Origin of the sequence: Desulfatiglans sp., from assembly GCA_012513605.1 — a bacterium.
Classification (GTDB): Bacteria; Desulfobacterota; DSM-4660; order Desulfatiglandales; family HGW-15; genus JAAZBV01.
In genome coordinates this window covers 47,477-73,965 of the sequence record JAAZBV010000155.1, presented here as the reverse complement: position 1 = coordinate 73,965, position 26,489 = coordinate 47,477, and the positions used below count along the sequence as shown (strand labels likewise).

The 26,489-nt window shown below is 44.9% G+C and carries 19 protein-coding genes and 2 tRNA genes; 15 read left to right on the top strand and 6 right to left on the bottom strand.

Translation table 11 applies throughout. From position 1 onward, the window contains the following. Positions 1-161 precede the first annotated feature (161 nt). The 11 genes from GX654_21530 to GX654_21480 all read left to right on the top strand — a co-directional run bounded on the left by GX654_21530 (position 162) and on the right by GX654_21480 (position 11,194). A complete protein-coding gene (locus tag GX654_21530; protein ID NLD39444.1) occupies positions 162-1,883 on the top strand; it encodes an ABC transporter substrate-binding protein in 1,722 nt (573 codons plus the stop codon). Next, positions 1,876-3,597, top strand: a complete 1,722-nt coding sequence (locus tag GX654_21525) for a hypothetical protein (protein NLD39443.1) — start codon at positions 1,876-1,878, stop codon at positions 3,595-3,597. The genes GX654_21530 and GX654_21525 overlap by 8 nt, the downstream gene beginning before the upstream one ends. Beyond that, complete coding sequence (locus tag GX654_21520; protein ID NLD39442.1) at positions 3,598-4,596, top strand: ABC transporter permease; 999 nt, start codon at positions 3,598-3,600, stop codon at positions 4,594-4,596. A gap of 2 nt (positions 4,597-4,598) precedes the next feature. Then, entirely contained in the window at positions 4,599-5,795 is a 1,197-nt protein-coding gene (locus tag GX654_21515) for an ABC transporter permease (GenBank protein NLD39441.1), read from the top strand. A gap of 3 nt (positions 5,796-5,798) precedes the next feature. Further along, the gene (locus GX654_21510) at positions 5,799-6,767 is read left to right on the top strand and encodes an ABC transporter ATP-binding protein (protein ID NLD39440.1); all 969 of its coding nucleotides are present in this window, start codon (positions 5,799-5,801) and stop codon (positions 6,765-6,767) included. Between the two features lie 2 nt (positions 6,768-6,769). Then, complete coding sequence (locus tag GX654_21505; protein ID NLD39439.1) at positions 6,770-7,747, top strand: ATP-binding cassette domain-containing protein; 978 nt, start codon at positions 6,770-6,772, stop codon at positions 7,745-7,747. Positions 7,748-7,835: 88 nt separating this feature from the next. Continuing rightward, positions 7,836-9,608: a DUF885 domain-containing protein gene (locus GX654_21500; GenBank protein ID NLD39438.1), complete on the top strand. Its 1,773-nt coding sequence runs from the start codon at positions 7,836-7,838 to the stop codon at positions 9,606-9,608. 183 nt (positions 9,609-9,791) lie between these two features. Further along, positions 9,792-10,133: a hydrogenase maturation nickel metallochaperone HypA gene (locus tag GX654_21495; protein ID NLD39437.1), complete on the top strand. Its 342-nt coding sequence runs from the start codon at positions 9,792-9,794 to the stop codon at positions 10,131-10,133. 19 nt (positions 10,134-10,152) lie between these two features. Then, entirely contained in the window at positions 10,153-10,815 is a 663-nt protein-coding gene (hypB, locus tag GX654_21490; GenBank protein ID NLD39436.1) for a hydrogenase nickel incorporation protein HypB, read from the top strand. 144 nt (positions 10,816-10,959) lie between these two features. Beyond that, positions 10,960-11,033: transfer RNA gene (locus GX654_21485), tRNA-Gln, on the top strand. A gap of 85 nt (positions 11,034-11,118) precedes the next feature. Further along, positions 11,119-11,194, top strand: a tRNA-Glu gene (locus GX654_21480). Positions 11,195-11,295: 101 nt separating this feature from the next. On the opposite strand, the gene GX654_21475 is transcribed toward GX654_21480, so the two are convergent. Continuing rightward, the gene (locus GX654_21475; GenBank protein ID NLD39435.1) at positions 11,296-11,613 is read right to left on the bottom strand and encodes an MGMT family protein; all 318 of its coding nucleotides are present in this window, start codon (positions 11,611-11,613) and stop codon (positions 11,296-11,298) included. Positions 11,614-11,808: 195 nt separating this feature from the next. Here GX654_21475 and GX654_21470 point away from each other — a divergent pair, with 195 nt between their 5' ends. The 3 genes from GX654_21470 to polA all read left to right on the top strand — a co-directional run bounded on the left by GX654_21470 (position 11,809) and on the right by polA (position 15,202). Further along, positions 11,809-12,057, top strand: a complete 249-nt coding sequence (locus GX654_21470; GenBank protein ID NLD39434.1) for a hypothetical protein — start codon at positions 11,809-11,811, stop codon at positions 12,055-12,057. Beyond that, positions 12,054-12,452: a type II toxin-antitoxin system VapC family toxin gene (locus GX654_21465; protein ID NLD39433.1), complete on the top strand. Its 399-nt coding sequence runs from the start codon at positions 12,054-12,056 to the stop codon at positions 12,450-12,452. The genes GX654_21470 and GX654_21465 overlap by 4 nt, the downstream gene beginning before the upstream one ends. Positions 12,453-12,517: 65 nt before the next feature. Further along, positions 12,518-15,202, top strand: a complete 2,685-nt coding sequence (polA, locus tag GX654_21460) for a DNA polymerase I (protein NLD39432.1) — start codon at positions 12,518-12,520, stop codon at positions 15,200-15,202. A gap of 34 nt (positions 15,203-15,236) precedes the next feature. On the opposite strand, the gene GX654_21455 is transcribed toward polA, so the two are convergent. The 3 genes from GX654_21455 to GX654_21445 all read right to left on the bottom strand — a co-directional run bounded on the left by GX654_21455 (position 15,237) and on the right by GX654_21445 (position 20,338). Beyond that, positions 15,237-16,457: a GNAT family N-acetyltransferase gene (locus GX654_21455; GenBank protein NLD39431.1), complete on the bottom strand. Its 1,221-nt coding sequence runs from the start codon at positions 16,455-16,457 to the stop codon at positions 15,237-15,239. Positions 16,458-16,605: 148 nt separating this feature from the next. Further along, on the bottom strand, positions 16,606-17,814 hold the full coding sequence (locus tag GX654_21450) for a (Fe-S)-binding protein (protein NLD39430.1): 1,209 nt from the start codon (positions 17,812-17,814) through the stop codon (positions 16,606-16,608). Beyond that, complete coding sequence (locus GX654_21445; protein ID NLD39429.1) at positions 17,807-20,338, bottom strand: FAD-dependent oxidoreductase; 2,532 nt, start codon at positions 20,336-20,338, stop codon at positions 17,807-17,809. The genes GX654_21450 and GX654_21445 overlap by 8 nt, the downstream gene beginning before the upstream one ends. Positions 20,339-20,598: 260 nt before the next feature. Here GX654_21445 and GX654_21440 point away from each other — a divergent pair, with 260 nt between their 5' ends. After that, the gene (locus GX654_21440; GenBank protein NLD39428.1) at positions 20,599-21,300 is read left to right on the top strand and encodes a hypothetical protein; all 702 of its coding nucleotides are present in this window, start codon (positions 20,599-20,601) and stop codon (positions 21,298-21,300) included. Between the two features lie 312 nt (positions 21,301-21,612). Here the strand turns inward: GX654_21440 and GX654_21435 are convergent, their stop codons facing one another. Together GX654_21435 and carB are read right to left on the bottom strand one after the other, a co-directional pair. Then, on the bottom strand, positions 21,613-23,085 hold the full coding sequence (locus GX654_21435) for a hypothetical protein (protein NLD39427.1): 1,473 nt from the start codon (positions 23,083-23,085) through the stop codon (positions 21,613-21,615). A gap of 16 nt (positions 23,086-23,101) precedes the next feature. Then, positions 23,102-26,302 (bottom strand): carbamoyl-phosphate synthase large subunit, encoded by a 3,201-nt coding sequence (gene carB, locus GX654_21430; protein ID NLD39426.1) that lies wholly within the window; start codon positions 26,300-26,302, stop codon positions 23,102-23,104. Positions 26,303-26,489: the final 187 nt, after the last annotated feature.

Here is a 26,489-nt window from a genome sequence, read left to right as displayed (position 1 = left end):
AAGACATTTATTTTAGTAGTAATTAATTATAATATTTTGTTGTTAAGATTGAATTATTTAGCTAACTTTACTATACAGTTATAAAATGCTAACATCAAAAATTTATATTCTATTAATATATCTTAATGTAATACTTGTAAAGACTCTGGAGTCTTAAGATTATGAATCGTCGTGGGAATCCAATTGCCCCTCTTATACTAATCCTGCTAATAGCAGGTGTCCTTCTTCAACTTAAAATCTACAATAAAAGCCTTAATTTCGAACAAGAGTTGAATAAGTTTATAGAGTCGCAGGAAGCTAAGGAACTAAAAAGTGACAGTAATCACAAAAAAGAAACCGGACAGGCTGATGAAGGAGACTGGCTTGTATGGGCCTACAGTGTGGAGCCCAAAACGCTTAACATGATAAGCGCAGATAATGATATCTATTCCAGGTGGATCACAACCCCCTATATCATGGAGCCACTCCTCGATTATGATTATGACACCATGGAGCTTAAACCTTACCTTGCGAAGAGTTTTAATATCTCGGATGACGGGCTTGAGGTTGATTTCAGACTCAGGGATGATATCTATTTTTCGGATGGTCTCCCTGTAACAACAGATGATGTTGTATTCACCTTCAATACAATCATGAACCCCAAGGTTGATGCAGCCACCATTGCACAGATGTTTACTGATGTTGAGCGGGTTGTGGCTGTTGATGAAAAGCATGTCAGATTTATTATGAAGAGGCCCTTTTTTAAAACACTTGATAACCTCTCTTTTTCAGATGTCGGTATATACCCCAAACACATATATGGTTTTGATGATCCCGCTAAATTCAATGCACGCAACTCAAACCCTGTGGGCAGCGGCCCCTATATCTTTGAGAAGTGGGATGTTGGCCGTGAAATTGTTTTAAAGAGAAATGAAAATTACTGGGGAGAAAAACCAAAGATTAAAAAGGTGGTATACAGGTTCATCACAAACACTGTGGCAGGGCTTCAGGCGCTAAGGGCAGGGCAGGTGGATATAATGATACCTGAACCTGACCAGTTTGCTGAGCTTGATGCGGATAAAGGATTCAGGGAAAAATTCTATTACCTTTCATATTATGAACCAAGGGTGCCATTTTTTTATATTGGCTGGAATGTGGATACCCCCTATTTTAAAGAGAGGCGTGTCCGCCTTGCCATGACCCACATTATTGATCGTAATAAAATAATAACCCATCTTCTTAAGGGTAGCGGAAGGATTGTGACTGGCTCTTTTTATTCCGAAGGGGGGCAGAATAATCCTGATATTAAATCCTGGCCCTATGACCCTGAAAAGGCAAAGAGGCTTCTGGATGAGGCAGGGTGGATTGACAGTAATGGTGACGGCATACGTGATAAGGATGGGGTCCCATTCAGGTTCAAGTTCATGTACAACAGCTCAAGTACTCTCTATATAAGGCTTGTAAAGCTGTTAAAGGATGAGGCTGCAAAGATTGGTGTTGATGTGGTGCCTGACCCTTATGAGTGGTCGGTCTTGATCCCAAGGCTTTCAGACCGTCAGTTTGAGGCGATGGTTATGGGCTGGGGCGGTGATGTGATTGATGACCCCTACCAGATATTTCATTCTTCACAGATAGGAAACCGTGCTTCAAATTATGTAGGCTATAATAATCCGGAGGTTGACAGCCTAATTGAAAAAGCCCGGATGACCATTGATGAGGCAGAAAGAAACAGGCTCTTTCAAAAAATACACTTGATTTTACATGAGGAACAACCCTATACATTCCTATTTGAAAGGCCCTATATGAGGCTTCTGGACAAACGTTTTAAAAATGTAAAAATGCATAAGATGGGACTTAACTGGCTTGAATGGTATGTCCCTGAGGAGTTACAGAGATATGAATAGACGTTCGGCGCTTTATTCGGCAGTCATTGTCTTATTGCTTCTTGTTGTCATTGTTTTGCAGATACTCTCAATGATCCAGTCAGACAGGCTGTATGAGAGGCTTAACAGGATTGCCGGGATTTCAAAACCACAAAAAACAGAGGCCAGAGTTAAAGAGGGTATTAAAAACGAGTATCCCGGCGATGATGGAGACTGGCTTATCTGGTGCATTAATAGTGAACCCTCTAACTTTAATCCGATTACTTCATCAGATGCTGTAGCAAATTATGTTGTCAGCGGAAATATTTTTGAGACCCTTATTGAATATAATGAAGACACATTTGAACATAAGCCTCTGTTAGCCAAAAGCTTTGCAATCTCAGAAGATGGTTTGCAGATCGATTTTATACTGCGTGATGATATTACCTTTTCCGATGGCCACCCGGTTACTGCTGATGATGTAATCTTTTCATATAATACAATAATCAATCCCGGTGTGGATGCGCTTTCATACGCCAATTATCTGCAGGATGTTGATCATGTTGTAAAAATGAATGACAGGCATGTAAGATTTATTATGAAAAGGGTATATTTCAGGTCATTATCGATTTGCGGAGGCATACCGGTCATTCCTGAACACATCTATAGATTTAGCAGCCCTGATGAATTTAATAAAAGAATCTCTAACCCTGTTGGAAGCGGCCCCTATATCTTTGAAAAATGGGAGGTTGGCCGCGAAATCATAATAAGAAAAAATCTGGATTACTGGGGGAAGATGCCAAATGTTGACAAGATAATATTCAGGGTCATAACCAATGATGCTGCCGCAGTTCAGGCGCTAAGGGCAGGGCAGGTTGACTTTATCAAGCAGCCTTCGCCAGAGCTTTTTAGTGAAATGTCGCAAAACAGGGATTTCACAGAAAAATTTCACTGCCTCTCCTATTGGCATCCCGGGGTAGGCTATTTTTGGATAGGCTGGAATCAGGATAGACCTTTTTTCAGGGATAAAAGGGTCAGACAGGCCATGACTCACATATTAGACAGGGAAAATATAATAAAACATATACTCAAAAATCCGGAAGCGATGATACCTACAGGTAATTTTTATATTCATGGCCCCCAGTATGATTCTGCTATAATACCATGGCCCTATGACCCCGAAAGGGCAAAGCAATTGCTGGATGAGGCGGGGTGGGTAGATACCAATGGAAATGGGATACGTGATAAGGACGGGGTTGAATTCAGATTCAAGTATCAGATTGTGGGCGGCACCAGCATTCATGAACAGATGGCAAAACTGGTAAAGGATGCTGCTGCAAAGGTAGGGATAGAGGTTGAAATAGACCCTTATGAATGGTCTGTTTTTATAAACAGGGTTTATGATAGAAAATTTGATGCGGTCAATCTGGCTACTGTTGGAGGCCTGGCCGGTGATCCTTATCAAACATGGCATTCCTCTCAGATAGGCAATAGAGGTTCAAACTATGTTGGGTTTAATGTCGCTGAAGCAGATAAACTCATGGAAGAGGCCCGTGTTACCATTGATGATGAAAAAAGAAATAAATTGTATCACCAGTTCCATCGTATTTTACATGAGGAGCAGCCGCACACTTTTATCTATACAAGGCCAGGGGAAGCCTTTCTTAGTAAAAGATTTGAAAATGTAAAGATGCATCTGCTCGGGATTAACCATTTTGAATGGTATGTCCCAAAGGAAAATCAAAGATACAGATAGATGACTACCTATATTATCAGAAGACTAATGCTCATGATCCCGACACTTATCGGGATAACCATTATGGTGTTTGCCATCAGCAGGATTGCGCCCGGTGATCCGGTCAGCCTCTCCATGGGGCCGGGTGGCCAGATGGATGCAGAGAGGGCTGCTGATGTGCGCGAGGCCAGGATGAAGCTCTATGGGCTTGATCAACCTGTTCCTGTGCAGTATGCAAAGTGGTTTATACGCGTTGTCCGCTTTGATTTCGGTGATTCACTTAAACATCACAGGCCTGTTATAGATATCATTAAGGATAGATTCCCGATAACACTCACCCTTAACCTGATTGCATTTTTCCTGATATATATGATCTCGCTTCCTATGGGCGTTCTGGCTGCTGTCAAGCACAGGCGCTTTTTTGACAGGGCAAGTTCTGTTTTATTATTCATGCTGTGGGCACTGCCATCCATGTGGGTAGGTCAGATGATGATAGGCTATTTGTGCGGCCCTGCATTTTTAAACTGGTTTCCCCCGGCAGGTTTAAGCAGCAATAACGCGGAAATACTCCCATTTTTCCCGTGGCTCGTGGACAGGTTGTGGCACCTTACCCTTCCGGTGCTCTGTTTAACATATGGGGGCTTTGCCTATCTTACCAAACAGGTGCGCGCAGGCATGCTTGAAAACCTGAGGGCAGATTATGTCCGCACTGCCAGGTCAAAGGGGCTTTCAAACTGGACAGTAGTTATAAAACATGCCTTCAGGAACAGCGTGATCCCTGTTATAACAATCATGGCAACCCTCATACCTGCCATGCTTGGCGGATCAGTTATTATTGAGCAGATATTCAGCATCCCCGGCATGGGTATGCTCGCCTTTGAGGCGGTTACCACACGTGACTATAATGTTGTTATGGCAGTCGCCACAATAGGGGGCCTCCTGAACCTTGCGGGGCTCCTGTTTGGCGATATTGCATATGCGATGGTTGATCCGCGTATCAGTTTTGAGGATGCTGATTAATAATGGACAGAGATACAAAGATTAAAAAAGACTGGGGCACATCATACGGCGAACTTGTCTGGAGGGAGTTTGCAAAAAGCAGGTTAAGTCTTCTGTGCCTCATATTTATTATCATACTTTTTGCTGTTGCTTTGCTGGCCCCGTTTCTCGCAAACGATAAGCCATATTTTATCGTTATAGAGGGGCAGACCTTTTTCCCGCTTTTCAAGGCGCTCAAGGCAACAGACTACAGTGTGTTCCTGGCGTCATTAATCGGAATTATCCTCCTCTTACTGATAAGAGATAACCGCAGGCGTCTTGACCCGTCTGCAAGGGGCTCTGTGCTCATGAGGCAGGTCTTACTCCTGGCCGGGATTCTCCTGATCGGGATCATCCTGATCCATACCCTTATCCCGCACCGGCTTGACGCACAGGATTATAAAACCATGATTTCCTCTGGCAGGGCCGAAAGGGGGCTGTTTGCACCGATACCATACGGATATGCAAGGACAGATCTGTCCAGCCGTGAAAAGCCGCCCGGCAAAGAACACTGGCTTGGCACCGATGATGTGGGGTCAGATGTGTTATGCAGGCTGATACACGGTAGCCGCATCTCCCTTTCAGTCGGATTTGTGGCTGTCGGCATATCGACCATAATAGGCATAATAATCGGGGCGATCCTCGGATATTTCGGGGGCAGGGTGGATTTTATCGGCATGCGTATTGTTGAGATCATGATGGCCATACCAACCTTCTTTCTGATTATTACCATTGTGGCCTTTTTTCCGAGGAGTCTCTTTAATATTATGGTTATTATAGGGATCACAAGCTGGACAGGCGATGCAAGGTTTATAAGGGCAGAGTTCTTCAAGCTGCGCAAACAGGATTTTGTGCAGGCGGCAAGGTCCCTTGGGCTGCCCCTTAAAAGCATACTTTTCAGGCATATGCTTCCAAACGGAATAACACCGGTCCTTGTTAACGCCACATTCGGTATTGCAGGGGCCATATTTATTGAGGCGGCCTTAAGCTTTTTGGGCTTTGGCGTTGCCCCTCCAACCCCAAGCTGGGGACAGATGCTCAGCCTTGGGGTAAGTACAACCGGCAGGTTCCTGTGGTGGCTTACCCTGTTTCCGGGGCTTGCTATCTTCCTGACTGTGCTGGCCTATAACCTTGTTGGTGAGGCGCTTCGTGACGCCATTGACCCCAGACTAAGGCAGTAATATATGACCGAGCTTTTAAAAGTAGAAGGGCTTACAACACGATTTAATACGGAAGGCGGTATTGTAAATGCTGTTCAGGATGTAAGCTTTACAATCACAAGGGGAGAGACCTTTGCCCTTGTGGGTGAAAGCGGCTGCGGTAAAAGCGTTACAGCCCTCTCCATAATGAGGCTTATCCCTGACCCCCCTGGCAGAATTGTTAATGGCCGGATATTGTATAACGGGCAGAATCTCCTTGATCTTAAAGAAAAGGAGATGAGGTCTATCCGCGGCAACAAGATAGCCATGATCTTTCAGGAGCCAATGACCAGCCTTAACCCTGTCTATACCATTGGTGATCAGATTGCAGAGGCAATACAGCTTCATCAGAAAAAGGATATGGAAGGGGCCTGGCAGGAGGCTGTTGAGGCGCTTCGCAAGGTAGGCATAGCTGACCCCGGGCAGAGGGTGCATGAGTATCCTTACCAGATGTCAGGCGGCATGAGGCAGAGGGTCATGATAGCAATGGGCATAAGCTCACGGCCTGAACTGCTTATAGCCGATGAACCCACTACCGCCCTTGATGTTACTATACAGGCCCAGATACTGGATCTTATGGATTCCATAAAGGAGCAGTATGGGATGAGCGTGCTTATTATCACCCACAATCTGGGCATAGTGGCTGAGAGGGCTGACAGGGTTGCTGTTATGTATGCCGCACGGATTGTGGAAACAGGAGGGGCAGAGGGGCTCTTTAAAAATCCTCTTCACCCGTATACCAGGGGGCTTCTGGACTCGCTCCCCAAACTTGGTGAAAAAAGGGAGAGGCTTTTAACAATACCCGGTAATGTGCCAAACCCATTAAGGTTTCCTTCAGGTTGCAGGTTTCACCCGAGGTGCCCCATATATAATGGTGATTCAAGGTGTCAGGAGCAGGAGCCCATGCTTGAAGAAAAGGAACCGGGGCACAAAGCTGCCTGCTGGAAGGTGTAAAAATGGCGGATAATAACATCATCCTCTCGGTTGAAGATCTTAAAACCTATTTCCCCATAAAAACAGGTCTGTTGCGGAAGATATCCGGTTATATAAAGGCGGTTGACGGTGTATCATTTTCAGTTGAACGGGGCCGGGTCTTTGGCCTGGTGGGTGAAAGCGGGTGCGGTAAAAGCACTGTTGCAAGGACTATAACAAGGCTTGAAAGGGCTACATCGGGCCGGGTCTGGTTTAATGATATGGATATCCTCAGCGCCAAAAAAGAGGAGATGTCCGGTTTCAGGAGGCAAGTTAGTCTCATCTTCCAGGACCCTTACAGCTCATTAAATCCCAGGATGACTGTGGGCAATATAATCGGTGAACCGATAAAGACCCACAAAATAGCCGGAGAAAATGATCTCTACGAAAAGGTCTCTGATATCCTGCTCAGGGTGGGCCTTTCGCCTGAATATATCAACCGGTATCCTCATGAATTCAGCGGCGGGCAGCGTCAGAGGATAAGCATTGCAAGGGCCCTGGCGCTTAACCCTGAACTTGTTATATGTGATGAACCTGTAAGCGCCCTTGATGTCTCCATACAGGCACAGATAATTAATCTGCTAAAGGATCTCCAGGCCCAATACAACCTGACACTGATTTTTATTGCCCATGACCTTGCAGTTGTGCAGTTTTTCTGTGATGTTATTGCCGTGATGTATCTGGGCAGAATTGTGGAACAGGCAGCCTCGAATGCGCTTTATGACACCCCTTTGCACCCCTATACAGAGGCGCTTATGTCTGCCATACCGCAGATAGACCCATCTTTACGCAGGGAAAGGATGGTGCCAAAGGGCGAGGTGCCCAGCATTGTCAATCCGCCATCCGGATGCCCGTTTCACCCGAGGTGCCTTTATGCAAAAGAGAGGTGTTCCCGGATCATCCCTGATCTTGAGCAAAAGGAAGATGGGCATATGGTTGCATGCCATTATCCCCTTTCCTGAAATTTTAAGGGTCTGTTGAAAAACAAATTTAACACTGGTAGTATCTCCACTGTTTTCAGGTAAATATTAATTTAAGGGAGGCTGTTACATGAGCTCTATTCATCGAATCCTTGCCTTTTCATCTGTCTTAATATGTCTTGTTTTTGCTGCATCCTCAACAGGCGCTGATGCAAAAAAATCCTTTCAGGCTTTTCTGGATGAGGAGTGGCAGTATGCCATGCAGGAGCATCCTGAATGGGCTACCTCTGTGGGCCACGCAGGCAAGAATGACCGGTGGACAGATATATCTTTACCTGCATTCGCGCGCCGCTATTCGCACAAAAAAGAGGCATTGGAAAAACTCCATCAAATAGAGAGGGGAGGGCTGGATAAAAAAGATCAGCTCAATTATGACCTGTACCTTCGTGATCTGAAGCTTGATTTTGAAGGGGAGCGCTTCAAGGATAGGTATTTAAGGATCAGCCAGATGGGCGGTATTCAGAAGAGCATTGAGAATAACCTTAAACGCTCGCCCGCTGGGAATATTAAGGATTATGAAGAGAGGCTTGCCCGGCTTAAAAAGGTGCCTGAACAGATTGATAATACCATTATCCTTTTAAAGGAAGGGTTGCAAACCGGGGCAACATACCCCAGAATTACCCTGCGTAATGTACCTGACCAGATTAAGGCCATGACAAAGGTTACTGATAACCCCATTATGAAGGCCTTTGAATCTCTACCCGCATCGATTCCAATAGAAAAACAAAAGGCCATTCAGGATGAGGCGAATAAAACTCTTGTTGATATGGTCATCCCTGCATTTGAAAGGCTCTATAAATTTTTTGTTGATGTCTATATTCCCGGTGCAAGGGACACAATCGCCTGGAGCGCTTTGCCTGATGGCCGTGAATGGTACGCATACCTGGCGAAGAGTTATACAACCACTGAAATGAGCCCTGAGGAGATCCATAATCTGGGGCTGAGCGAGGTTAAAAGGATTCGCGGACAAATAGAAAAATTAATGGGCGAGATAGGTTTTAAAGGTGATTTTCAGGATTTTTTAAAATTCATGATCTCTGATCCGCAGTTTTTCTTTAAGTCCCCTGAAGAGCTTGTTACCGCATGCAGAGACATAGCAAAACAGGCGGATTATAGCCTCCCGAAACTCTTCAGCAAGCTGCCCAGACTCCCCTATGGGGTATTACCTGTTCCGGCCTATCTGGAAAAATCACAACCTGCTGCCTATTTTCAGACAGGCAATATGCGAAATGGTGTTGCAGGCACCTTTTATATAAACACCTATGATCTACCCTCCAGACCAAGCTGGGGGCTTATACCGCTAGTGTTGCATGAGGCGGTACCTGGCCATCATCTTCAACTGGCGCTCGCCTCTGAACAGGAGGGTATTCCAAATTTCAGACGTTATGGCGGTTATACAGTCTACATAGAAGGGTGGGCGCTCTATGCAGAAAGCCTGGGCTATGATATGGGGTTGTATAATGACAGGTATTCCCGATTCGGCCAGCTCAACCTTGCGATGTGGCGCGCCATACGCCTGGTTGTGGATACAGGAATTCATTATTACAGTTGGAGCCGAGAACAGGCCATAGATTATTTCAGGGAGAATATGGCTATGTCAGGGCATGATATAGAGGTTGAGGTGGATAGATATATAGTTATGCCAGGGCAGGCCCTGACCTACAAGATAGGGGAGATAAGGATCAGGGAGTTCAGGGATTATTGTCAGGGACAGATGAAGGATAAGTTTGATATAAGGGCCTTTCATGATTTTATACTTGAGCAGGGGGCGCTACCCATGGATGTGCTGGAAGGGCTTGTAAAGGATTGGGTCGCTGCAAAGATGGTTAAAAATCATAATTGACCCAAAATGGATTTTCAGAAAGCAATGTAAATGCTAAATTGTTGTAAAAGACGCAATTGGAGCTGTATGATGATGGATATGACTGTAGGGGCAGGCCCCTGTGCCTGCCCGCATATGGTACTGTAGGATTATCCTCTCAGGGCAACCACAGGGGGTTGCCCCTACAACTAGAACGGAAAACCCATGCATGAGATGTCTATAGTACAGGGCCTAATTGCCATTATAAAAGAGGAGATGGATAAAGCGAAAGCAACCAGGCTCATATCTGTAAGGGTAAAGATCGGCGAGATGGCGGGTATTTTGCCTGATGCCCTTAATACAGCTTTTGAAATCATCACTACCCAGAATGGAATGGATGGGGCAGTGCTTAATATTGATATATCTCCTCTTACAGGCTTTTGCCGCAAATGTAAAAAGGGGTTTAAGGTAATTGATTACAGATTTTCATGCCCTGATTGCGGCGTAAGTGATATAGAGATTGTTTCTGGCAGGGAGATGAGTATTGTTGAACTTGAAGTGGAGTAAAAAGGAGGGCTAACTAAAAATGAAAATTTCTGTAGTGAGAAATATTCTTGAGGCAAATGACCGGATAGCAGAACAGAATAGAGAGATATTTAATGAAAACAGTGTGCTTGTTATCAACCTTATGAGCAGCCCAGGTGCTGGTAAAACAACACTTCTGGAAAAGACAATAGATTCATTAAAGGATGATATTCGTATAGGCGTGATAGAGGGTGATATAGAAACAACCCGTGACGCAGAAAGGATATCCGCAAAAGGGGTGCCTGCTGTACAGATAAATACAAAAGGTGCATGCCACCTGGACGGCAACATGATTAGGGACACCTTTAATGAATTCAATTTTACAGAGCTTGATCTTTTAGTGGTTGAAAATGTGGGTAACCTCGTCTGCCCGGCAGAGTTCAAGATTGGCGAGGATTTCAAGGCGATGATATTAAGCGTTACAGAGGGGGATGATAAACCGGGCAAATATCCACTCATGTTCCATGAATCAAAGGTATTGCTAGTAAATAAAATCGATCTCCTTCCATATGTTGATTGCAGTATGGAAAAAATCAGAGAGGATGCGCTTAAAATCAACCCGGATATTGTAATCTTCCCTGTCTCCTGCAAAACCGGTGAAGGGCTTGATGCATGGTTTACGTGGCTGAAGGAGAGGGTGAAGGGGAAAAAGGTAGCCTTGTAGGGGCGAAAAATTTTTCGCCCCTACTGTAAAAAATGCCTGTAATTCGTCACCCAAATGACTGAATCATCACATTTAACAAAATTTTAAAGCCGGTTTTTTCCCTTGACTTTCCTACAGAAATTGCTAAATTCCATGCTTTCCTGCTGGGGGATAGTATAGCGGCAATACGATGGGTTCTGGCCCCATTATCCAAGGTTCGAGTCCTTGTCCCCCAGCCAAAAAAGGTTTTCATCAGCAAGAATTATTCAGATGTGATTATCTTAGCTGATCGCTGAAAGCTGAATGCTGACAGCTTATTTTTATGGTCCCATCGTCTAGCGGTCTAGGATATCGCCCTCTCACGGCGGAGACACGGGTTCGAGTCCCGTTGGGACTACCAAGAAAATTCAAGGGGTTAACATATCTTGTTAACTCCTTTTTTTTTAATGTAATCAATATCGGCCAATACCCGAAATTTTCCACCCAACTTCCAGAAAACTATCAGTCGAATCTAAAGAGTATCTCATTAAAATTTTGTATTTTATCCCCCTGGAACTTAATCCCTTCGCTTTTAAGCATATTTATTTTTTCCTGTATGGCTGCCCCTGCTCTCTTGCCCCTGAATCCTCCAATCCGACCGGATGTGGCTACAACCCTGTGTCAGGGCACCTCCGGCGCATATGGGTTTTTTTTCATGGCCTGGCCAACCCCGCGATATGCCTTGCTTCCCAAAGCATGGGCAATATCTTTATAGGTGGTAACGCGCCCTTCAGGCACTTTCCTTAAAAGATCGTATACTTTTTCAGAAAAGGTTTTCATTTTGCATCTCTTTGATAAGGTTAACTAATAAGTGCCACTTTATATCTTTTATATGGCTAGTGTCCATCCAGAATTTCTCTCTTTCCGGATGGACACTATTTAATAAAACAAATAAATTTAATGCAAAACACCATGCTTGCATTTTGATGAAAAGTGCATTAAGCTTTAAAAACGATATAACACATGAGGCGTACTATGACATCATTACAGGTAAGAGAACTGCCTGAGAATATCTATCTCAAATTACAGGAGGAGGCCAAAAAGGAAAACAGAAGCCTTGCTCAGCAGGCAGTTGCTGTTCTGGCAAAAGGTCTTGATTTAGAAGTGAATCCTAAAAAAAGAAGAGAAGAACTCCTTAAAATGTTAAGGGAAGCACCGATAATAGACCAAGATTCAGATATTCCTGATCCTGTACAGCTTATCCGGGAGGACCGGGAAAGATGATACTGATCCTTGATGCAAGCGCTGCAACTGAGATTGTCCTTCAAGGAAAAACCAGTAAGCACTTTGAAGATTACCTTAAAGATGCTGACTGGATAACTGCGCCTGGCCTTTATATTGCAGAAATCAGCAATGTTTTTTGGAAGTATCATAAGTTTGGGAACATATCTCTGGAGCAGTGTGAAAGAGCTATAGAATATGCCATAAATCTGCCTGATGAATATTCCGACGATCAGGTGTTGTATAAAGAGGCCTTTTTATTAGGATGTAAAGCCAATAAACCTGTTTATGATATGTTCTATATTATACTTGCAAGAAGGAACAGTGGATACCTGTTAACGCTTGATAAAAACCTTGCTGCTGAAGCAAAGAAACAATCTGTAAGAGTAATATCCTGAAATTTTTTAATGCCGGGAATTGTTATTCAGTTTTATGTATGACTATCTCCCTTTGAGGTTTAATAATGACACAGCAAAACAATACCATATATTTAGTCGATGGTAACTCCTACATTTACCGGGCTTATCATGCCATAGGCTATCTTTCTAACAGCAAGGGGCTCAGGACTAATGCAATTTTCGGATTCACAAAGATGCTGCTCAAACTCTTTGATGATAAAAAGCCTGAGTACGCTGTGGTTGCCCTTGATTCAAAAGGCCCAACCTTCAGGCATGAGATGTACGATCAGTACAAGGCAACAAGGCCGCCAATGCCTGAAGACCTTGTAGAGCAACTCCCATACATAAGGTCTATAATACAGTTGCTTGGTGTAAAGATGATAGAGATGCCAGGGTTTGAGGCGGATGATATCATCGGCACATTAACAAAAAGGGGAGAAGAAAAGGGCTATAATGTTGTTGTTGTGACAGGTGACAAGGATTTCAGGCAGATCATCTCTGATAAGACCTCTTTATGGGACACCATGAAGGATAAGGTCACTGATCTATCCGCCCTGCGTGATGAGTACAGGCTTGAACCGGCCCAGATTATTGACCTTATGGGGCTCTCCGGTGATACATCCGACAATGTGCCTGGTGTTAAGGGCGTTGGTGAAAAGACTGCCCTCTCGCTAATCCAGGAGTTCGGCTCCCTTGAAAATGTGTATGCACAGATTGATAAGATCACAAAGGCCAAATTAAAGGAGAATCTTGTTAACTCCCATGAAAATGCCCTGCTGAGTAAAAAACTGGTAACAATAAACTGCCATGTGCCCATCAGATGCGATACGGATGATCTGAAGATAAATGAACCGGATGCTGATAAACTCTCAGCCCTCTTTCGCGAGCTGGAATTCAAGGGGTTGTGGGAACAGTTTGCATCAAAAAATACTTCTATTAAAAATTCATATAAGCTCATCATGTCTGAGAAGGATCTTGTTTATTTGACAGAAAAGATAAACAGAACCGGCCTTGTCTCTGTGGATACAGAAACCACAGGAACAGACCCCCACACAGCAGAGCTTGTAGGCATATCCTTTTCCCTTGAGCCAGATACCGGTTATTACCTGCCACTCGCCCATATGTACCTTGGCGTACCCAAACAGCTGGATAAACAGAGGGCCATTAATATCATTAAGGGTGTGCTTGAGGATGAAAAGATTTTAAAGGTGGGTCAGAATATAAAGTATGATGCCATTATATTCAGGAACAACAGCATTGATCTTAAGGGGATATATTTTGATACGATGGTTGCATCATACGTGATTAATCCAGGGCTAAGACAGCACAACCTTGATTTTCTTGCGCAGCACTACCTGAACCACAAGATGATTTCATATAATGATGTGGTTGGCAGGGGAAAGGCAGAGATAAATTTTTCAGGTGTGACAGTTGAAAGGGCAATGGAGTACTCCTGCGAGGATGCTGATATAACCCTAAAGATCAAGGCCATCCTTGAAAAACAACTGAAAGAGGATCAGAACCAGGAGCTTTTTCATAATTTGGAGATGAAGCTCCTTCCTGTGCTTATGGATATGGAGGTTACCGGTATAAAGATAGATATCCCCTTTTTCAGGGAGATGTCTCTCTCATTTACAAGGCGTATCAGGGAGCTTGAAAAAGAGATATTCAAAGAGGCGGGTACAGATTTCAACCTTAACTCTCCGCAGCAGCTTGCCCATATATTGTTTGAAAGGCTTGAACTCCCTGTCCAGAAGAAGACAATAAAGACAAAGTCATCTTCAACAGATGTTAAAGTGCTCAAAAAGCTTGCACTTGAGGGTCACAAGATACCGGAGCTCATCCTGCAATACAGGACCCTTGCCAAGCTTAAATCCACCTATCTTGATGCGCTGGTAAAGATTGTAAACCCCCGCACCGGAAGGATACACACATCATATAATCAGACAGTGGCTGCAACAGGGAGGTTAAGCAGCAGCAACCCCAATCTGCAGAATATACCGATCAGGGGAGAAGAGGGGAGGGAGATAAGAAAGGGGTTTATAGCAGACGAAGGCCACTATCTGCTTTCTGCTGACTACAGCCAGGTGGAGCTGAGGCTCTTTGCCCATTACTCGGAAGATGCTGCCCTCATTGAGGCATTCCAAAAGGGGCAGGACATACATACCCGCACTGCATCAGAGATACTTGGGGTTGAGATGGGAAATGTAACATCTGAGATGAGACGAATCGCAAAGGCAATAAATTTTGGCATTATCTACGGCATGGGGGCAAAAAAACTCTCTGATGAATTGAATATAGATATCAAGGTGGCAAGGGAATATATAGAGTCATATTACAACCGGTACAGGGGGGTTGCAAGGTACAGGGAGACAATGGCTGAACAGGCCAGGGAAAAGGGGTATGTTACAACACTCTTTAACAGGAGAAGGTACATACCTGAAATAAACAGTGACAATAATATGATAAAGTCAGAGGCAGAGCGGATTGCGGTAAATACACCCATACAGGGCACTGCTGCTGACCTTATTAAAATGGCCATGATAAATATACATGCGAGACTCAAAAGGGAAGGGTACAAGACCCGCATGCTGCTCCAGGTGCATGATGAGCTTGTGTTTGAGGTGCCTGAGACAGAGATCGCCATAATGCCGGAGCTTTTAAAAAAGGAGATGGAGCATGTGCACAGGCTTTCTGTCCCACTCAAGGTTGATGCGGGTTATGGCAAAAACTGGGATGAGGCGCATTAATATGTAGAGACGGGTTTCAAACCCGTCTCTACGTCTATATAATATCGCCGCAAAATGGCATATATTCTGTCTTGAGAAGCCGATCATATCGAATCAGCACATTCTTCTTTTTTACATCAATGATACCCATCCTTGCCGCGCTGGTGGCACTTAACTGTCCAAACAGTAACATTACCAGGCTGTTTGCATTCATTGAAACTTCCGGTGTCTTTTTTGTCTTTTTGATTGATGCTTTGCCTTCTGATACAATCATATGCCATGTGCCATTATTCCACGGGCATATTGCATCATCATGAACCTCAAACACAAGTTCACCATCTTCACCATATCCCCGCATAGGTATAGCCTTCTCAACGTCAACAATCCTGGACAGGAACCCGTTACCGGATTTTATATTCAGCCTCCTTGGTTCCAGTAAAAGGTGGGGCATGGGATCATCAGGAGGCGCCTGCATCCATATGATGTTCTGGGCAAGGTGCATGTTGGTGAGATGGTTCCACAGACTGTAATATGCGCTTGTTGAGAGCCATGCCATTTCCTTAATCGTTACACGTTGGCCAAAGCCTGCGCCGGAAAGATTGGGCTCTACATTATAGATCACATAACCTCTGGCAACACCTGCCTCTTCATATATTATCTGGTCCTGAACACCACCCGGCGCAACAGGAGGGGCCAGCTTGCCTGTCTCCCATTTGAATCTGTCTCTTATAAGATAACCTGTTCGCGGAATTGTAAACTCCCTGTAGATACTATCGAGTATTTCAATATTTTTATCACGAAGCTGTACTAGTTTTCCTCTGGGGTTGATCTGTTTTTTCTCCCTGAACTGTATATCATATGGCGCAATATCATATGAGTTTTGTGTTGAAACAATCCCATAGCCGTAACGCTGATAAATGGCTGCCTGAGATGCAAAAAGTATGCTGATATGCCTTTTCCCCTCCTCATGCAGAAGGTCAAAATGCCTTTCATGCACCTTTCTCAGACACCCCATTTTTCTGTAAACAGGAAGGGTGCCGACCATTGAAACCCCCGCAACAGGCGCATCCTTTCCATTAAATCTCATAATCAGGGGCCATACAGCATATGATGTTGCCATGTTGTCGTCCACAAATGCGCAGAGGGTCATATCATGGGTAATCCCGTTTATGAATTCATGTGAGATAAAACCAGGCGGAAGCACATTTGTTTCCCTGGCTATTCTTCTCTGCTCTTCCATCTCTTCAGGCCTTGCCGGCCTTATTTCTATTTGCATTGTCAAGAGGTCTCCTTTTTCACTGGATATACCTGCTATAGTCCTCCATAAAGTTTTATAAATCTATCTTATAAAATGGTGACCTTTTTAAGATGCATATAATTCATTCCCCCTTAACGGGCTAAAAATTAAACCAGGCGTATAATGATCATTCAATCAGCGCCTCTTCAGCAAGGGCAGCTACAGTATCAACCTTGATATCGAGTTTATAATGTTTGGCCAGCTCCCCGAGCTGCCTGTGACAAGACAGACATGGGGCAGCAATATGTTTAAGCCCGGTGCTTTTCATCTGGTCTGCCTTTGCTCTTCCTGATATCATGCGATTTTTTGTACTTGTACTGTCCTGTAAAAGCCCCCCTCCGCCACCGCAGCAGATGCCGTTTTCCCTGTTCGGATTCAGTTCAACAACCTCTTTACAGACAAGGCTTAACAGTTCACGTGGCGCATCAAACACCCCTGATTTCCTGCCCAGGTTGCATGGGTCATGATACATGATCGGGTAGGGGTGTGCATCCTTGTCAAGCCTGATTTTCCCGGCCTTTACATGTTCAAGTGCGAATTCAACAATGCTTTTCACATTGAATCCCGGATTTCTACCTATCAGTTCCGGTATCAGATTCCTGAGCACAAAAAAACCATGCCCGCATTCGGAAAGGACAAGGGTCTCTATTTCCAGCTCCTCAGTAGCCTCAACTATCTGAAGCGCCATTTTTTTTGCTGCCTCATTATCTCCGGAAAAATATCCCCAGTTTGTAACATCAGTATGCCTTGGTGACATTGTCCATGTCTCCCCTGATGCATGAAAGAGCCTTGCCATTGCCTTAAGGTGCAGGAGGTTTGCCGAAAGTTCCCTGGGGTTAGGCAGGTAGAGGTACTTTGCCCCCCTTATGCTGTTTGGGATAAGGGCATCTGGGTCATCATTTTCATCTGCTATCTCTTCATTTAAAAACTCGATTGTCTCATTAAAATCATCCTCTGAAAAACCGTTCACATCCCCTGTTTCAAGCCTGGTCTTAATGCCCTGCCTTATGCTCTCAGGCAGTATGGCCTCTGCCTCTGGAAGACCCCTCGCCATTCTTACTATATCAGCCATCCTGATGCCCATGGGGCACGCGGTTGTGCAGTGATTGCATATCATGCAGTCCCAGATCATGGGGCTCTGTGCAAGCAGATTATCAAGCCCAAGCTGTGCCATCCTGACCATCCTTCGCGGATTGGGGCCGCCTTCCCCGTCATACCATGAACACCTGGACAAACATATCCCGCAGGTAAGACAGTCTGTAACATTGTCACCCCTCTCATGCCGGTTTAATATCGTGAAAAAGTTTGAATTGTGGTTAATGGCTATATTATTCATCAGAATTTTCCTTTTGGCTTAAGTCCCCTTTGATCAGATTTACCAGGCGCACAGGCTCATTTGCAGCTATCGCATGAACGCTCAGCATTGATAGAGGGATTCCTGTATCTTTATATATCCTTTCTGCCTTTTTCTCTGCAGAGCTGTTGCCATGAATAGAGAGGCAGTTTTCAGGGTGACAGCTCATTACCATTATCCTTTGCGCCCCTGCTGCAAAATGGTCGATTATCAACTTTGGGTCAAGGCTGCACGCGCAATCAATAGGGATGATCTTGCATCCTTTTAAGGCCTCATTCATTTTATCAGGTGAGTTATCAGCCACGGCAATGGCTCTTTTACAGGCAAAGACAAGGGCGCCTGATAAACCGGAAAGCCCTGCCCCATCTGCTTCTGAACCCTTTATGGAGATGGCTGATGCGGGACATGATGTAACACACAGGCCGCAGGCAAGACAGGCGCTGGCAGAGATAAAGGGTGAATGGTCATCCAGCATAACAGCAGCATGGGGGCATATGCGCAGGCAAGTAAGACATTTGCCACATTTGCCTGTATCTATTTCGGCATAGGCCTGGCATGAACTCTCATCCTGGGGCATAAGGTTGATAAGGGCATTTATTGTCCTTATCTCATGAAGAAGATCCTTTTCGCTTATATCATCATGACATGAGCCGGCATAAAAGACCCCTTTTCTTGCGCTCTGAACCCTGCGGTGCCTTGGATTTGGTGACTGTAGAAACCCTTCAATATCCATTTCCTGCCGCAATATCCCTGATAATTCCCTGTTCTCTTCGGCCGCTTTTAACATCTCAGGTATAATAAGCATGTCACATGGCACATCTATGGTAAGGCCAGAAAGTGTCGCCTCATTTATCTTAATGTTTATACGGCCATTAATTTCTGCTACGAGAATATCTGATGGGGTCTGGGCGCGTAAAAACTTGATGCCTTTGTGGCGTGCGGAGTCATAAAGCATCTGCCCGTCAATATCATGCACCAGCATCTTTTCCATCATGATTGTGACATTTGCCCCTGCATCTTTCACCTCAATGGCGCATAAAAGCACATCCCTGCTGTTTGCTTTAGTTTCAGGGGCTGCATGATCCAGCCAGAAAACAATATTTTTACAGCTATTTGTGATTTCACTGAGAGCCCTTTGCCTGAAAGTATCAAGAGAAATAACCTGCCCGCTTGCAAATATCCCCTTTTCATCTGAAAGCCTTTTTATATCAGCCCCGGTTGCAACAACAATTGCCGACACCCTGATTTGAACAGGTGAGTTATCTGATTCAGCCATAATGATAAAATTACCTGCAACCCCTGATATCTCCTTTATGTTACTTTCAGGGAACAGGGTAACCCCATCAGGGGCAGGCAGGTTATTACCTTTTTCAAAGAGGCAAATCGTGTGGCCTGAACCCTTCAGTGCTTTTGCGACGATACGTCCTTCATCTCCTCCACCAAGCACTGCAATTGGCCTGCCTGAATCTACCGGTGTGACACCCATATCCTTAAGACAATCGTGTGCGGCAGTGATACCCTGCTCTATGGCTGATATAATATCCACAGGGCCTTTGACAGCCCCTGCTGAATAGATTCTTTCTCTGCTGTCGGGTCTATCCTGAGAGATAAAACCCCATATGTCCAGCTCAAGGCCCAGGTTCAATGCCTGCTCCGGGGTGTCACCCGGCTGCATGCCGATGGCCAGCACAACCATATCAAAATCAGAGGCCTGCCTCGCACCTGTATCTCTATCTTCCCGGAATAATCTGAGCCGGTCATTTTCAACAGGCAATATTTTACCAGGGATACCCTGTATGAAATTAACTCCCTTGCTTAGGTCTGTTACCTGTGAGCGGAACATCTTCCCGCAGGTCTGGAGGTCCATATGAAAGATCGTAACAGATGCATCAGGGATCATGCTGGTTATCTTGTTTGCAAACCGCACAGATGTTTTACAGCAGACCTGTGAGCAGTAATCAGACCCGAGTTCGCGGTTTCTTGACCCGATACACTGGATAAATGCAATGGATGGTGAAGGTTTATTATGTACTGCCTCTATGAGGGTTTCATCTTTTATAATCCTGCCAAGCTCTGCCGTGGTTATTACACCCTTTGTCCGGTATTCAAAGCAACTCAAACTGCCAGGGTCAAACGGGGTAAAGCCTGTGGCAAGGCATATTGCATCCACAAAAAACTCTTTATCAATGCCGCCATTAATATGTACCCGGTAAGACCCCTCAAGGTTTTTTATGGAATCCACCATGCACCCTTTATACAGGGTAATATTTTTGAGCTCTTCTGTTTCGCGGATGAGGTCATGGCTTAAGCAGGCGCCGCAGTACTGGCATTGAAGAGTGGCCATGCATGCCCATTTTGAGGCATGGCCGCCAGGATAATCTGACCTTTCGACAAGGTGTACATTTACAGAATGGCCTGCAAGCCTCTTTGCGGCAGACATGCCTGCCACACCACCTCCAATAATCAGGACATTTTTTGTTTGATCATGGGGCATCATAAAAATCATTCCCTTTCAGCTTTTTAACAGTCATTTTCATCTCTATATCCAATATTCTCCCCGGGTCAAACCCTTTAATTCAGGATGTTTATATAATGAGAAGGAGAACTATGCAAAGAGAAACCATAGGCAAAGTAAAAAGACAAGTCAACTGTGGATTGAAAGGGTAAATTATTTAAAAAATGTTGTTTTAATTGAATAATTTATTATATAGAAAGGGTTATCCTCACTTCCCTGAAATTAACATGTAACAAAAAGGAGATAAATTTATGAGTAATGAGAGTACCATGCAAAACAGCACATCACGAAGAAGCTTTTTTAAAAAACTAATTGTAGGTGCTGGAGGCCTTGCGCTTGCAAATTCACTCCAGAAATACCTGATGCCGGACCAGGGCGAAGTGATGGCAGCAGCCCCGGCCAATACCCCGTCAGCAGACGGGACAATTTATGGTAAATATTTCCTCTCAGACAAGGGTGAACCTCCAAGGGCAAATGATTTCGTTGGTCTTAACAGCCTCCCCATGTTTCCTGAAATAGCGAGCCCACAGACATATTTCAGAGGGGCCTCGGCATTACCTGGGGCTACCGCCACAATAGGATGGCAGGTGTTCAAGGAGCCTGTCTGCTGGGAAACACCCCATATCCATAAATATGATGAATTTTTGATTTTTCTTGGCGCAGACCTGCCTGACCTTTGCAAGAGCTATGATGCGGAGATAGACCTCTGGATGGGTGAGGAGATGGAAAAACATACCATAACCTCGACAACCGTGGTCTTTATCCCGAAAGGCATGCAGCATGCCCCTCTTAATTTCCGGAAAATAAATAAGCCGGTGCTCTTTCATGCCCTCTATCTGGGGCCTAATCTCGATCGCGAGGTGCGGGTGCCTGATTTTGACTTGACTACATTTGACTGGGGTGGACCTGCCAATCTAAAGGTCTTTGGCCCGCCGCCAAAGAAGAAGGGTTAACTGTATACATGAAAACAGGCAGGGCAAAAAACTATACATTGGCGTAAATACAAAAGCCTGTTTTCACCACGGAGTACACGGAGAGCACGGAGAAAATCTTTTTAATATATTATCAATAAATAATTTTTGTTTCTCTTAGCGCCCTTTGCGTCTTTGCGGTTCAATTTTAGTCTGTCACTTCAACCATACAAGAGTTCGGAGAACACGGAGTAAAAGCTTAAAGGAAAAATTCTCCGTGATCTCCGTGTCCTCCGTGGTTAATCATAAGGTGTTTGACAGATAGCATTGTTTTTGGCTGCAATGATCTTTTAATTATCGATATTTCTTAAATCTTTCAACCTCTGCCTTGATAAAGTCCGGCCAGTATTTTTCAGATATGGGATAACTTGCGTCAAGGGCCTGGAATGAGCCATCTCCTGTAACAGCCTTGATTCCTTCAAGGGTGTTGTACCTTACTTCATCAACACCCACGAGCTTTGCGATTGCCCTGTTTATCTCATCAAGGGATTTATCATAGGGGTTATCGTTCCTGAATGCCCTCTGGGCTGCAAGTTCATTCAGACACTTTATTCCCCTGTGCCACTCTTTGAATGAGGGGAAGAACATTGCGCCGTATGATATCCAGAACTCAATATATTTTGCGCCTGCATTATATACGACCCATACAGAACCGCCCTCTGATACGCTCCCCCTTACAATACTGTCATCACCCATTGCAATGCGTCTGTTACCAAGTATGGAATCTATGCCGCCAAACTTAAGCCCTACCTCTTTAGTGCGTGTCTGGCCTGTTCCCTCCTGAAAGGTGCGGACAGCCTGGGGAAGTTTGATAAGGGCAGGATAAAGGTTCTTTTTAAGCCCTTCAGCAAGACCCACAGATACCCCCCACCCTGATTCAGGGTTAGGTATAACAATATCTGCGCTTGTATTTTTATAATATTCAGCAAGCTTGAGACCTAACTCACGTCTTATCTGGAATATCTCCTTTCCCCTGAAAAGGGAGGCAACATTCCCGAAGTAGACTGCCTGAAACACGTCAGGGGTCATCTGTTTTGCTCTAACCCGCCTTGTTTCAATGCCTGATGAGTTGCAGATGGACATCTCAGCGCCATCATATTCTTTCTGTATGGCGCCGCCAAGCCTTCGGTGTGAACAGGACTCGGAACTCGCAATAAAGGTGTTGTCCATGATCCCGTAGCAGAAGGGCTCAAAGGCTTTGGTGTCATTAAGGGTGATCAGGTGGGTCTCTTTTCCGTCATATACAAGGGCAGCAAGGGCAAATGTGGCCCTCCCTTCAAGTTTTTCAGAGAGCCTTTCGCCTGCCGTAAAGCTGATCCCCTCCTCGCTTATATACTTATGGAGCAGGGCGCCGACGACCTCTGTAATATTACTGGTATGGAAGTTATACTCCCCTGAGAGTTCCTCAATAAGCTCCTCTTCTCCCGTGAGGTAGCCGTCCATTGTAATTACAACCTGGTAATCTGAGGCTGAATAGGGAACTATCTCAACTGGCTCCACGTTTACCTTTTCAGCTACAGCGTTTTTTGTGTAACCGATATTGCCTATTACTGCCTGAGGTGAAAGATCCTGAAATATCTTAACGAGCCTGCTGTCAATAACCTCGGCAATCCTTCCAAGGTCTTTATGTATATAGATGCCTTTACCACTTCCTACAGCGATCCCTGTGCTGGCCTTTCCCCTGTGCTGGCAGGCGCCTGTTGCTAAAAATGCCTTATTTACAAGCTCTCTGTCATGAGGCCCGTATATCCCTACTATGCCATCCATAAGGTAATCTCCCTTTTTATTTTATATCGCTGTGATAACTCTGAAGGGACTTAACAATTCCGTGTCCTTTGCGGAATGCCGCTATCCCTCTTGCCGCTGCAATACCTGCTGCAAGGGTTGTAATATAGGGTACCTTGTATTTGATAGCTGCCTTTCTGATATAAGAATCATCATGCTTGCTAAGTTTGCCTGATGGCGTGTTGATAACAAGGGCGATCTCATTGTTTTTAATGCCATCAACAATATTGGGCCTCCCTTCGTGCATCTTGAATATTGGTTCTGCCTCTATGCCGTTTTCATTAAGGAATCTGCACGTCCCATTAGTAGCCTTAAGTTTAAAATCAAGTGCCCTGAACTGCCTTGCCACCTCAAGCACCGCGGGCCTGTCATCCTCAGTTACTGTTAAAAGCACTGTCCCGCTTGATGGAAGAACAAGCTGGGTAGCCTCCTGGGCCTTGTAATAGGCAAGGCCGAATGAGTCAGCAAGCCCAAGCACCTCACCTGTTGAGCGCATCTCAGGGCCGAGTATGGGGTCAACCTCAGGGAACATATTAAAGGGGAACACTGACTCCTTTACGCCATAATGGGGGATATTCCTCGGTTTTATATCAAGGTCTTTAATCTTTTTACCAAGCATTATCTGTGTTGCCATGCGGGCCATCTGGATATTGCACACCTTTGATACAAGGGGCACTGTCCTTGATGCCCTCGGGTTTGCCTCAAGTATATACACAGTATCATTAGCTATGGCATACTGGATATTCATGAGCCCCACAACATTGAGCTCTATAGCTATCTTTTTTGTATATTCATATATGGTCTCAACATGCTTGGCAGGTATGCTGACCGGTGGGATTACACAGGCGGAATCCCCTGAATGTATCCCTGCAAGCTCTATATGTTCCATTACCGCAGGCACAAAGGCATCTTTTCCATCAGCTATTGCATCGGCCTCAGCCTCAATTGCATTTTCAAGAAATTTATCTATCAGTATGGGCCTTTCAGGGGTTACATCAACCGCAGCATTCACATAACGCCTCAGCATCTCTTCATCATGTATCACCTCCATTGCCCTGCCCCCTAGCACATATGATGGCCTCACCATAAGAGGGTATCCTATTGTTGCAGCTATTGCCAGAGCATCATCCAGATTGACTGCCATGCCTGACTCAGGCTGAGGTATTCCGAGTTTTTTCATGATATTCCTGAAACGGTCACGGTCTTCAGCGAGGTCAATCGCATCGGGGGATGTGCCTATTATCTTTACACCGGCCTTTTCAAGCTCTGATGCAAGGTTAAGAGGGGTCTGTCCGCCGAACTGCACTATAACCCCTTCAGGCTTTTCCTTTTCATAGATGCTTAATACATCTTCAACAGTAAGAGGCTCAAAATAGAGCTTATTGGAGGTGTCATAATCTGTGGATACGGTTTCAGGATTACAGTTGACCATTATGGACTCAAGCCCCTCATCCCTTATGGCAAAGGCCGCATGAACGCAGCAGTAATCAAACTCTATCCCCTGCCCGATCCTGTTGGGGCCTCCTCCTAGCACCATGATCTTTCGGCTGCTGCTCACAGACACCTTGTCAGGGGCATTATAGGTGGAATAGTAGTAGGCTGCATCCTCCACGCCGCTCACAGGAACCGGCTCCCATGCCTCCACAAGGCCGAGCTTAATACGTTTTTCTCTGATATCTTTTTCCGGCACCTGTAAAATCTTTGCGAGGTATTTATCAGCGAATCCATCCTTTTTGGCTCTGATCAAAAGATCATCAGGCAATTCCTTTCCGCAGTATTCCAGTATTATGTTCTCAAGATCAACCAGCTCCTTCATCTGTTCAATAAACCATGTCTTGATATGGGTCTTTTTATTGAGCTCAGAAACCGATGCCCCTTTTCTTATGGCCTCGTACATGATGAACTGTCTCTCGCTTGATGGCTCGGAAAGCATATCCATCAGTTCATCAAGCGTCTTTTTATTAAAATTTTTGGCGAAACCGAGCCCATGCCTGCCGTTTTCAAGTGAGCGGATGGCCTTCTGAAATGCCTCTTTATAATTCTTGCCTATACTCATAACCTCGCCGACCGCGCGCATCTGGGTGCCCAGTTTATCGACTGCCCCTTCAAATTTTTCAAAGGCCCAGCGGGAGAATTTAACCACAACATAATCGCCCCAGGGTGTGTACTTCTCCAGTGTGCCTTCCTTCCAGTAGGGCATTTCATCCAGGGTCATGCCGCCAGCCAGGAGGGCTGATACAAGGGCAATAGGAAATCCTGTTGCCTTTGATGCAAGCGCTGAAGACCTTGATGTCCTCGGGTTTATCTCTATAACAACAATCCTCCCTGTTTTAGGATCATGAGCAAACTGTACGTTTGTGCCGCCAATAACGTTTATAGCCTCAACAATATCGTATGCATGTTTCTGGAGTCTTTTCTGTAGCTCCTTATCAATGGTGAGCATAGGCGCAGTGCAGTAGGAATCACCCGTATGAACCCCCATTGCGTCAACATTTTCTATAAAGCAGACAGTAATCATCTGGTTTTTGGCATCACGCACCACCTCAAGTTCAAGCTCTTCCCAGCCTAAAACAGATTCCTCAATCAGTATCTGCCCGACCATGCTTGCGGATATACCTCTTGATGCAACGGCCCTGAGCTCTTCAATATTATAGACAAGCCCGCCTCCGGTGCCGCCCATTGTATAGGCCGGTCGGATAACAACCGGGTAGCCCAGCTCTTCGGCAATCTTTTCCGCCTCTTCAATCGTGTAGGCTGGTTTGCTCTTTGGCATCTCTATGCCAAGGCTTTCCATTGTTTTCTTAAACTCGATCCTGTCTTCGCCCTTTTTTATTGCCTCAAGGTCAACGCCTATTACCTTTACCCCGTATTCAGCCAATATGCCTGCTTCAGCCAGTTCTGAAGAGAGGTTCAAGCCTGTCTGCCCCCCCAGATTGGGGAGAAGGGCATCAGGTCTCTCCTTTTCAATTATCTCTTTCATAACGTTTACATTAAGCGGTTCAATATATGTTGCCTCTGCCATACCCGGATCAGTCATAATGGTGGCCGGGTTGGAGTTGGCCAGAACTATCTCATATCCAAGTTTTCTGAGCGCCTTACAGGCCTGGGTGCCTGAATAGTCAAATTCACAGGCCTGTCCAATTATTATTGGCCCGGAACTGATAATCATTACCTTCTTTATATCCTTGATTTTTGGCATATGCCCTCCTGATTTTTAAGTTGCGCTAATATATTTGAGCATCATATTAGTGTCAAGAATATGAGCCCCATATTTTTATATTTACAGCGAAAAGACTGGTACTGATAAGGATAATTCATGCTTAAAGAACAATTTTGTTCAAAAATAACATTGAAAATACATATTTGTATTATTGTATCTAGCTACA

Excerpts from the sequence above, each read along its gene's own strand:
- GX654_21530 (NLD39444.1), top strand. The coding sequence starts at position 162 with ATGAATCGTCGTGGGAATCCAATTGCCCCTCTTATACTAATCCTGCTA.
- GX654_21525 (NLD39443.1), top strand. The coding sequence starts at position 1,876 with ATGAATAGACGTTCGGCGCTTTATTCGGCAGTCATTGTCTTATTGCTT.
- GX654_21520 (NLD39442.1), top strand. The coding sequence starts at position 3,598 with ATGACTACCTATATTATCAGAAGACTAATGCTCATGATCCCGACACTT.
- GX654_21515 (NLD39441.1), top strand. The coding sequence starts at position 4,599 with ATGGACAGAGATACAAAGATTAAAAAAGACTGGGGCACATCATACGGC.
- GX654_21510 (NLD39440.1), top strand. The coding sequence starts at position 5,799 with ATGACCGAGCTTTTAAAAGTAGAAGGGCTTACAACACGATTTAATACG.
- GX654_21505 (NLD39439.1), top strand. The coding sequence starts at position 6,770 with ATGGCGGATAATAACATCATCCTCTCGGTTGAAGATCTTAAAACCTAT.
- GX654_21500 (NLD39438.1), top strand. The coding sequence starts at position 7,836 with ATGAGCTCTATTCATCGAATCCTTGCCTTTTCATCTGTCTTAATATGT.
- GX654_21495 (NLD39437.1), top strand. The coding sequence starts at position 9,792 with ATGCATGAGATGTCTATAGTACAGGGCCTAATTGCCATTATAAAAGAG.
- hypB (NLD39436.1), top strand. The coding sequence starts at position 10,153 with ATGAAAATTTCTGTAGTGAGAAATATTCTTGAGGCAAATGACCGGATA.
- GX654_21470 (NLD39434.1), top strand. The coding sequence starts at position 11,809 with ATGACATCATTACAGGTAAGAGAACTGCCTGAGAATATCTATCTCAAA.
- GX654_21465 (NLD39433.1), top strand. The coding sequence starts at position 12,054 with ATGATACTGATCCTTGATGCAAGCGCTGCAACTGAGATTGTCCTTCAA.
- polA (NLD39432.1), top strand. The coding sequence starts at position 12,518 with ATGACACAGCAAAACAATACCATATATTTAGTCGATGGTAACTCCTAC.
- GX654_21455 (NLD39431.1), bottom strand. The coding sequence starts at position 16,457 with ATGCAAATAGAAATAAGGCCGGCAAGGCCTGAAGAGATGGAAGAGCAG.
- GX654_21450 (NLD39430.1), bottom strand. The coding sequence starts at position 17,814 with ATGAATAATATAGCCATTAACCACAATTCAAACTTTTTCACGATATTA.
- GX654_21445 (NLD39429.1), bottom strand. The coding sequence starts at position 20,338 with ATGATTTTTATGATGCCCCATGATCAAACAAAAAATGTCCTGATTATT.
- GX654_21440 (NLD39428.1), top strand. The coding sequence starts at position 20,599 with ATGAGTAATGAGAGTACCATGCAAAACAGCACATCACGAAGAAGCTTT.
- GX654_21435 (NLD39427.1), bottom strand. The coding sequence starts at position 23,085 with ATGGATGGCATAGTAGGGATATACGGGCCTCATGACAGAGAGCTTGTA.
- carB (NLD39426.1), bottom strand. The coding sequence starts at position 26,302 with ATGCCAAAAATCAAGGATATAAAGAAGGTAATGATTATCAGTTCCGGG.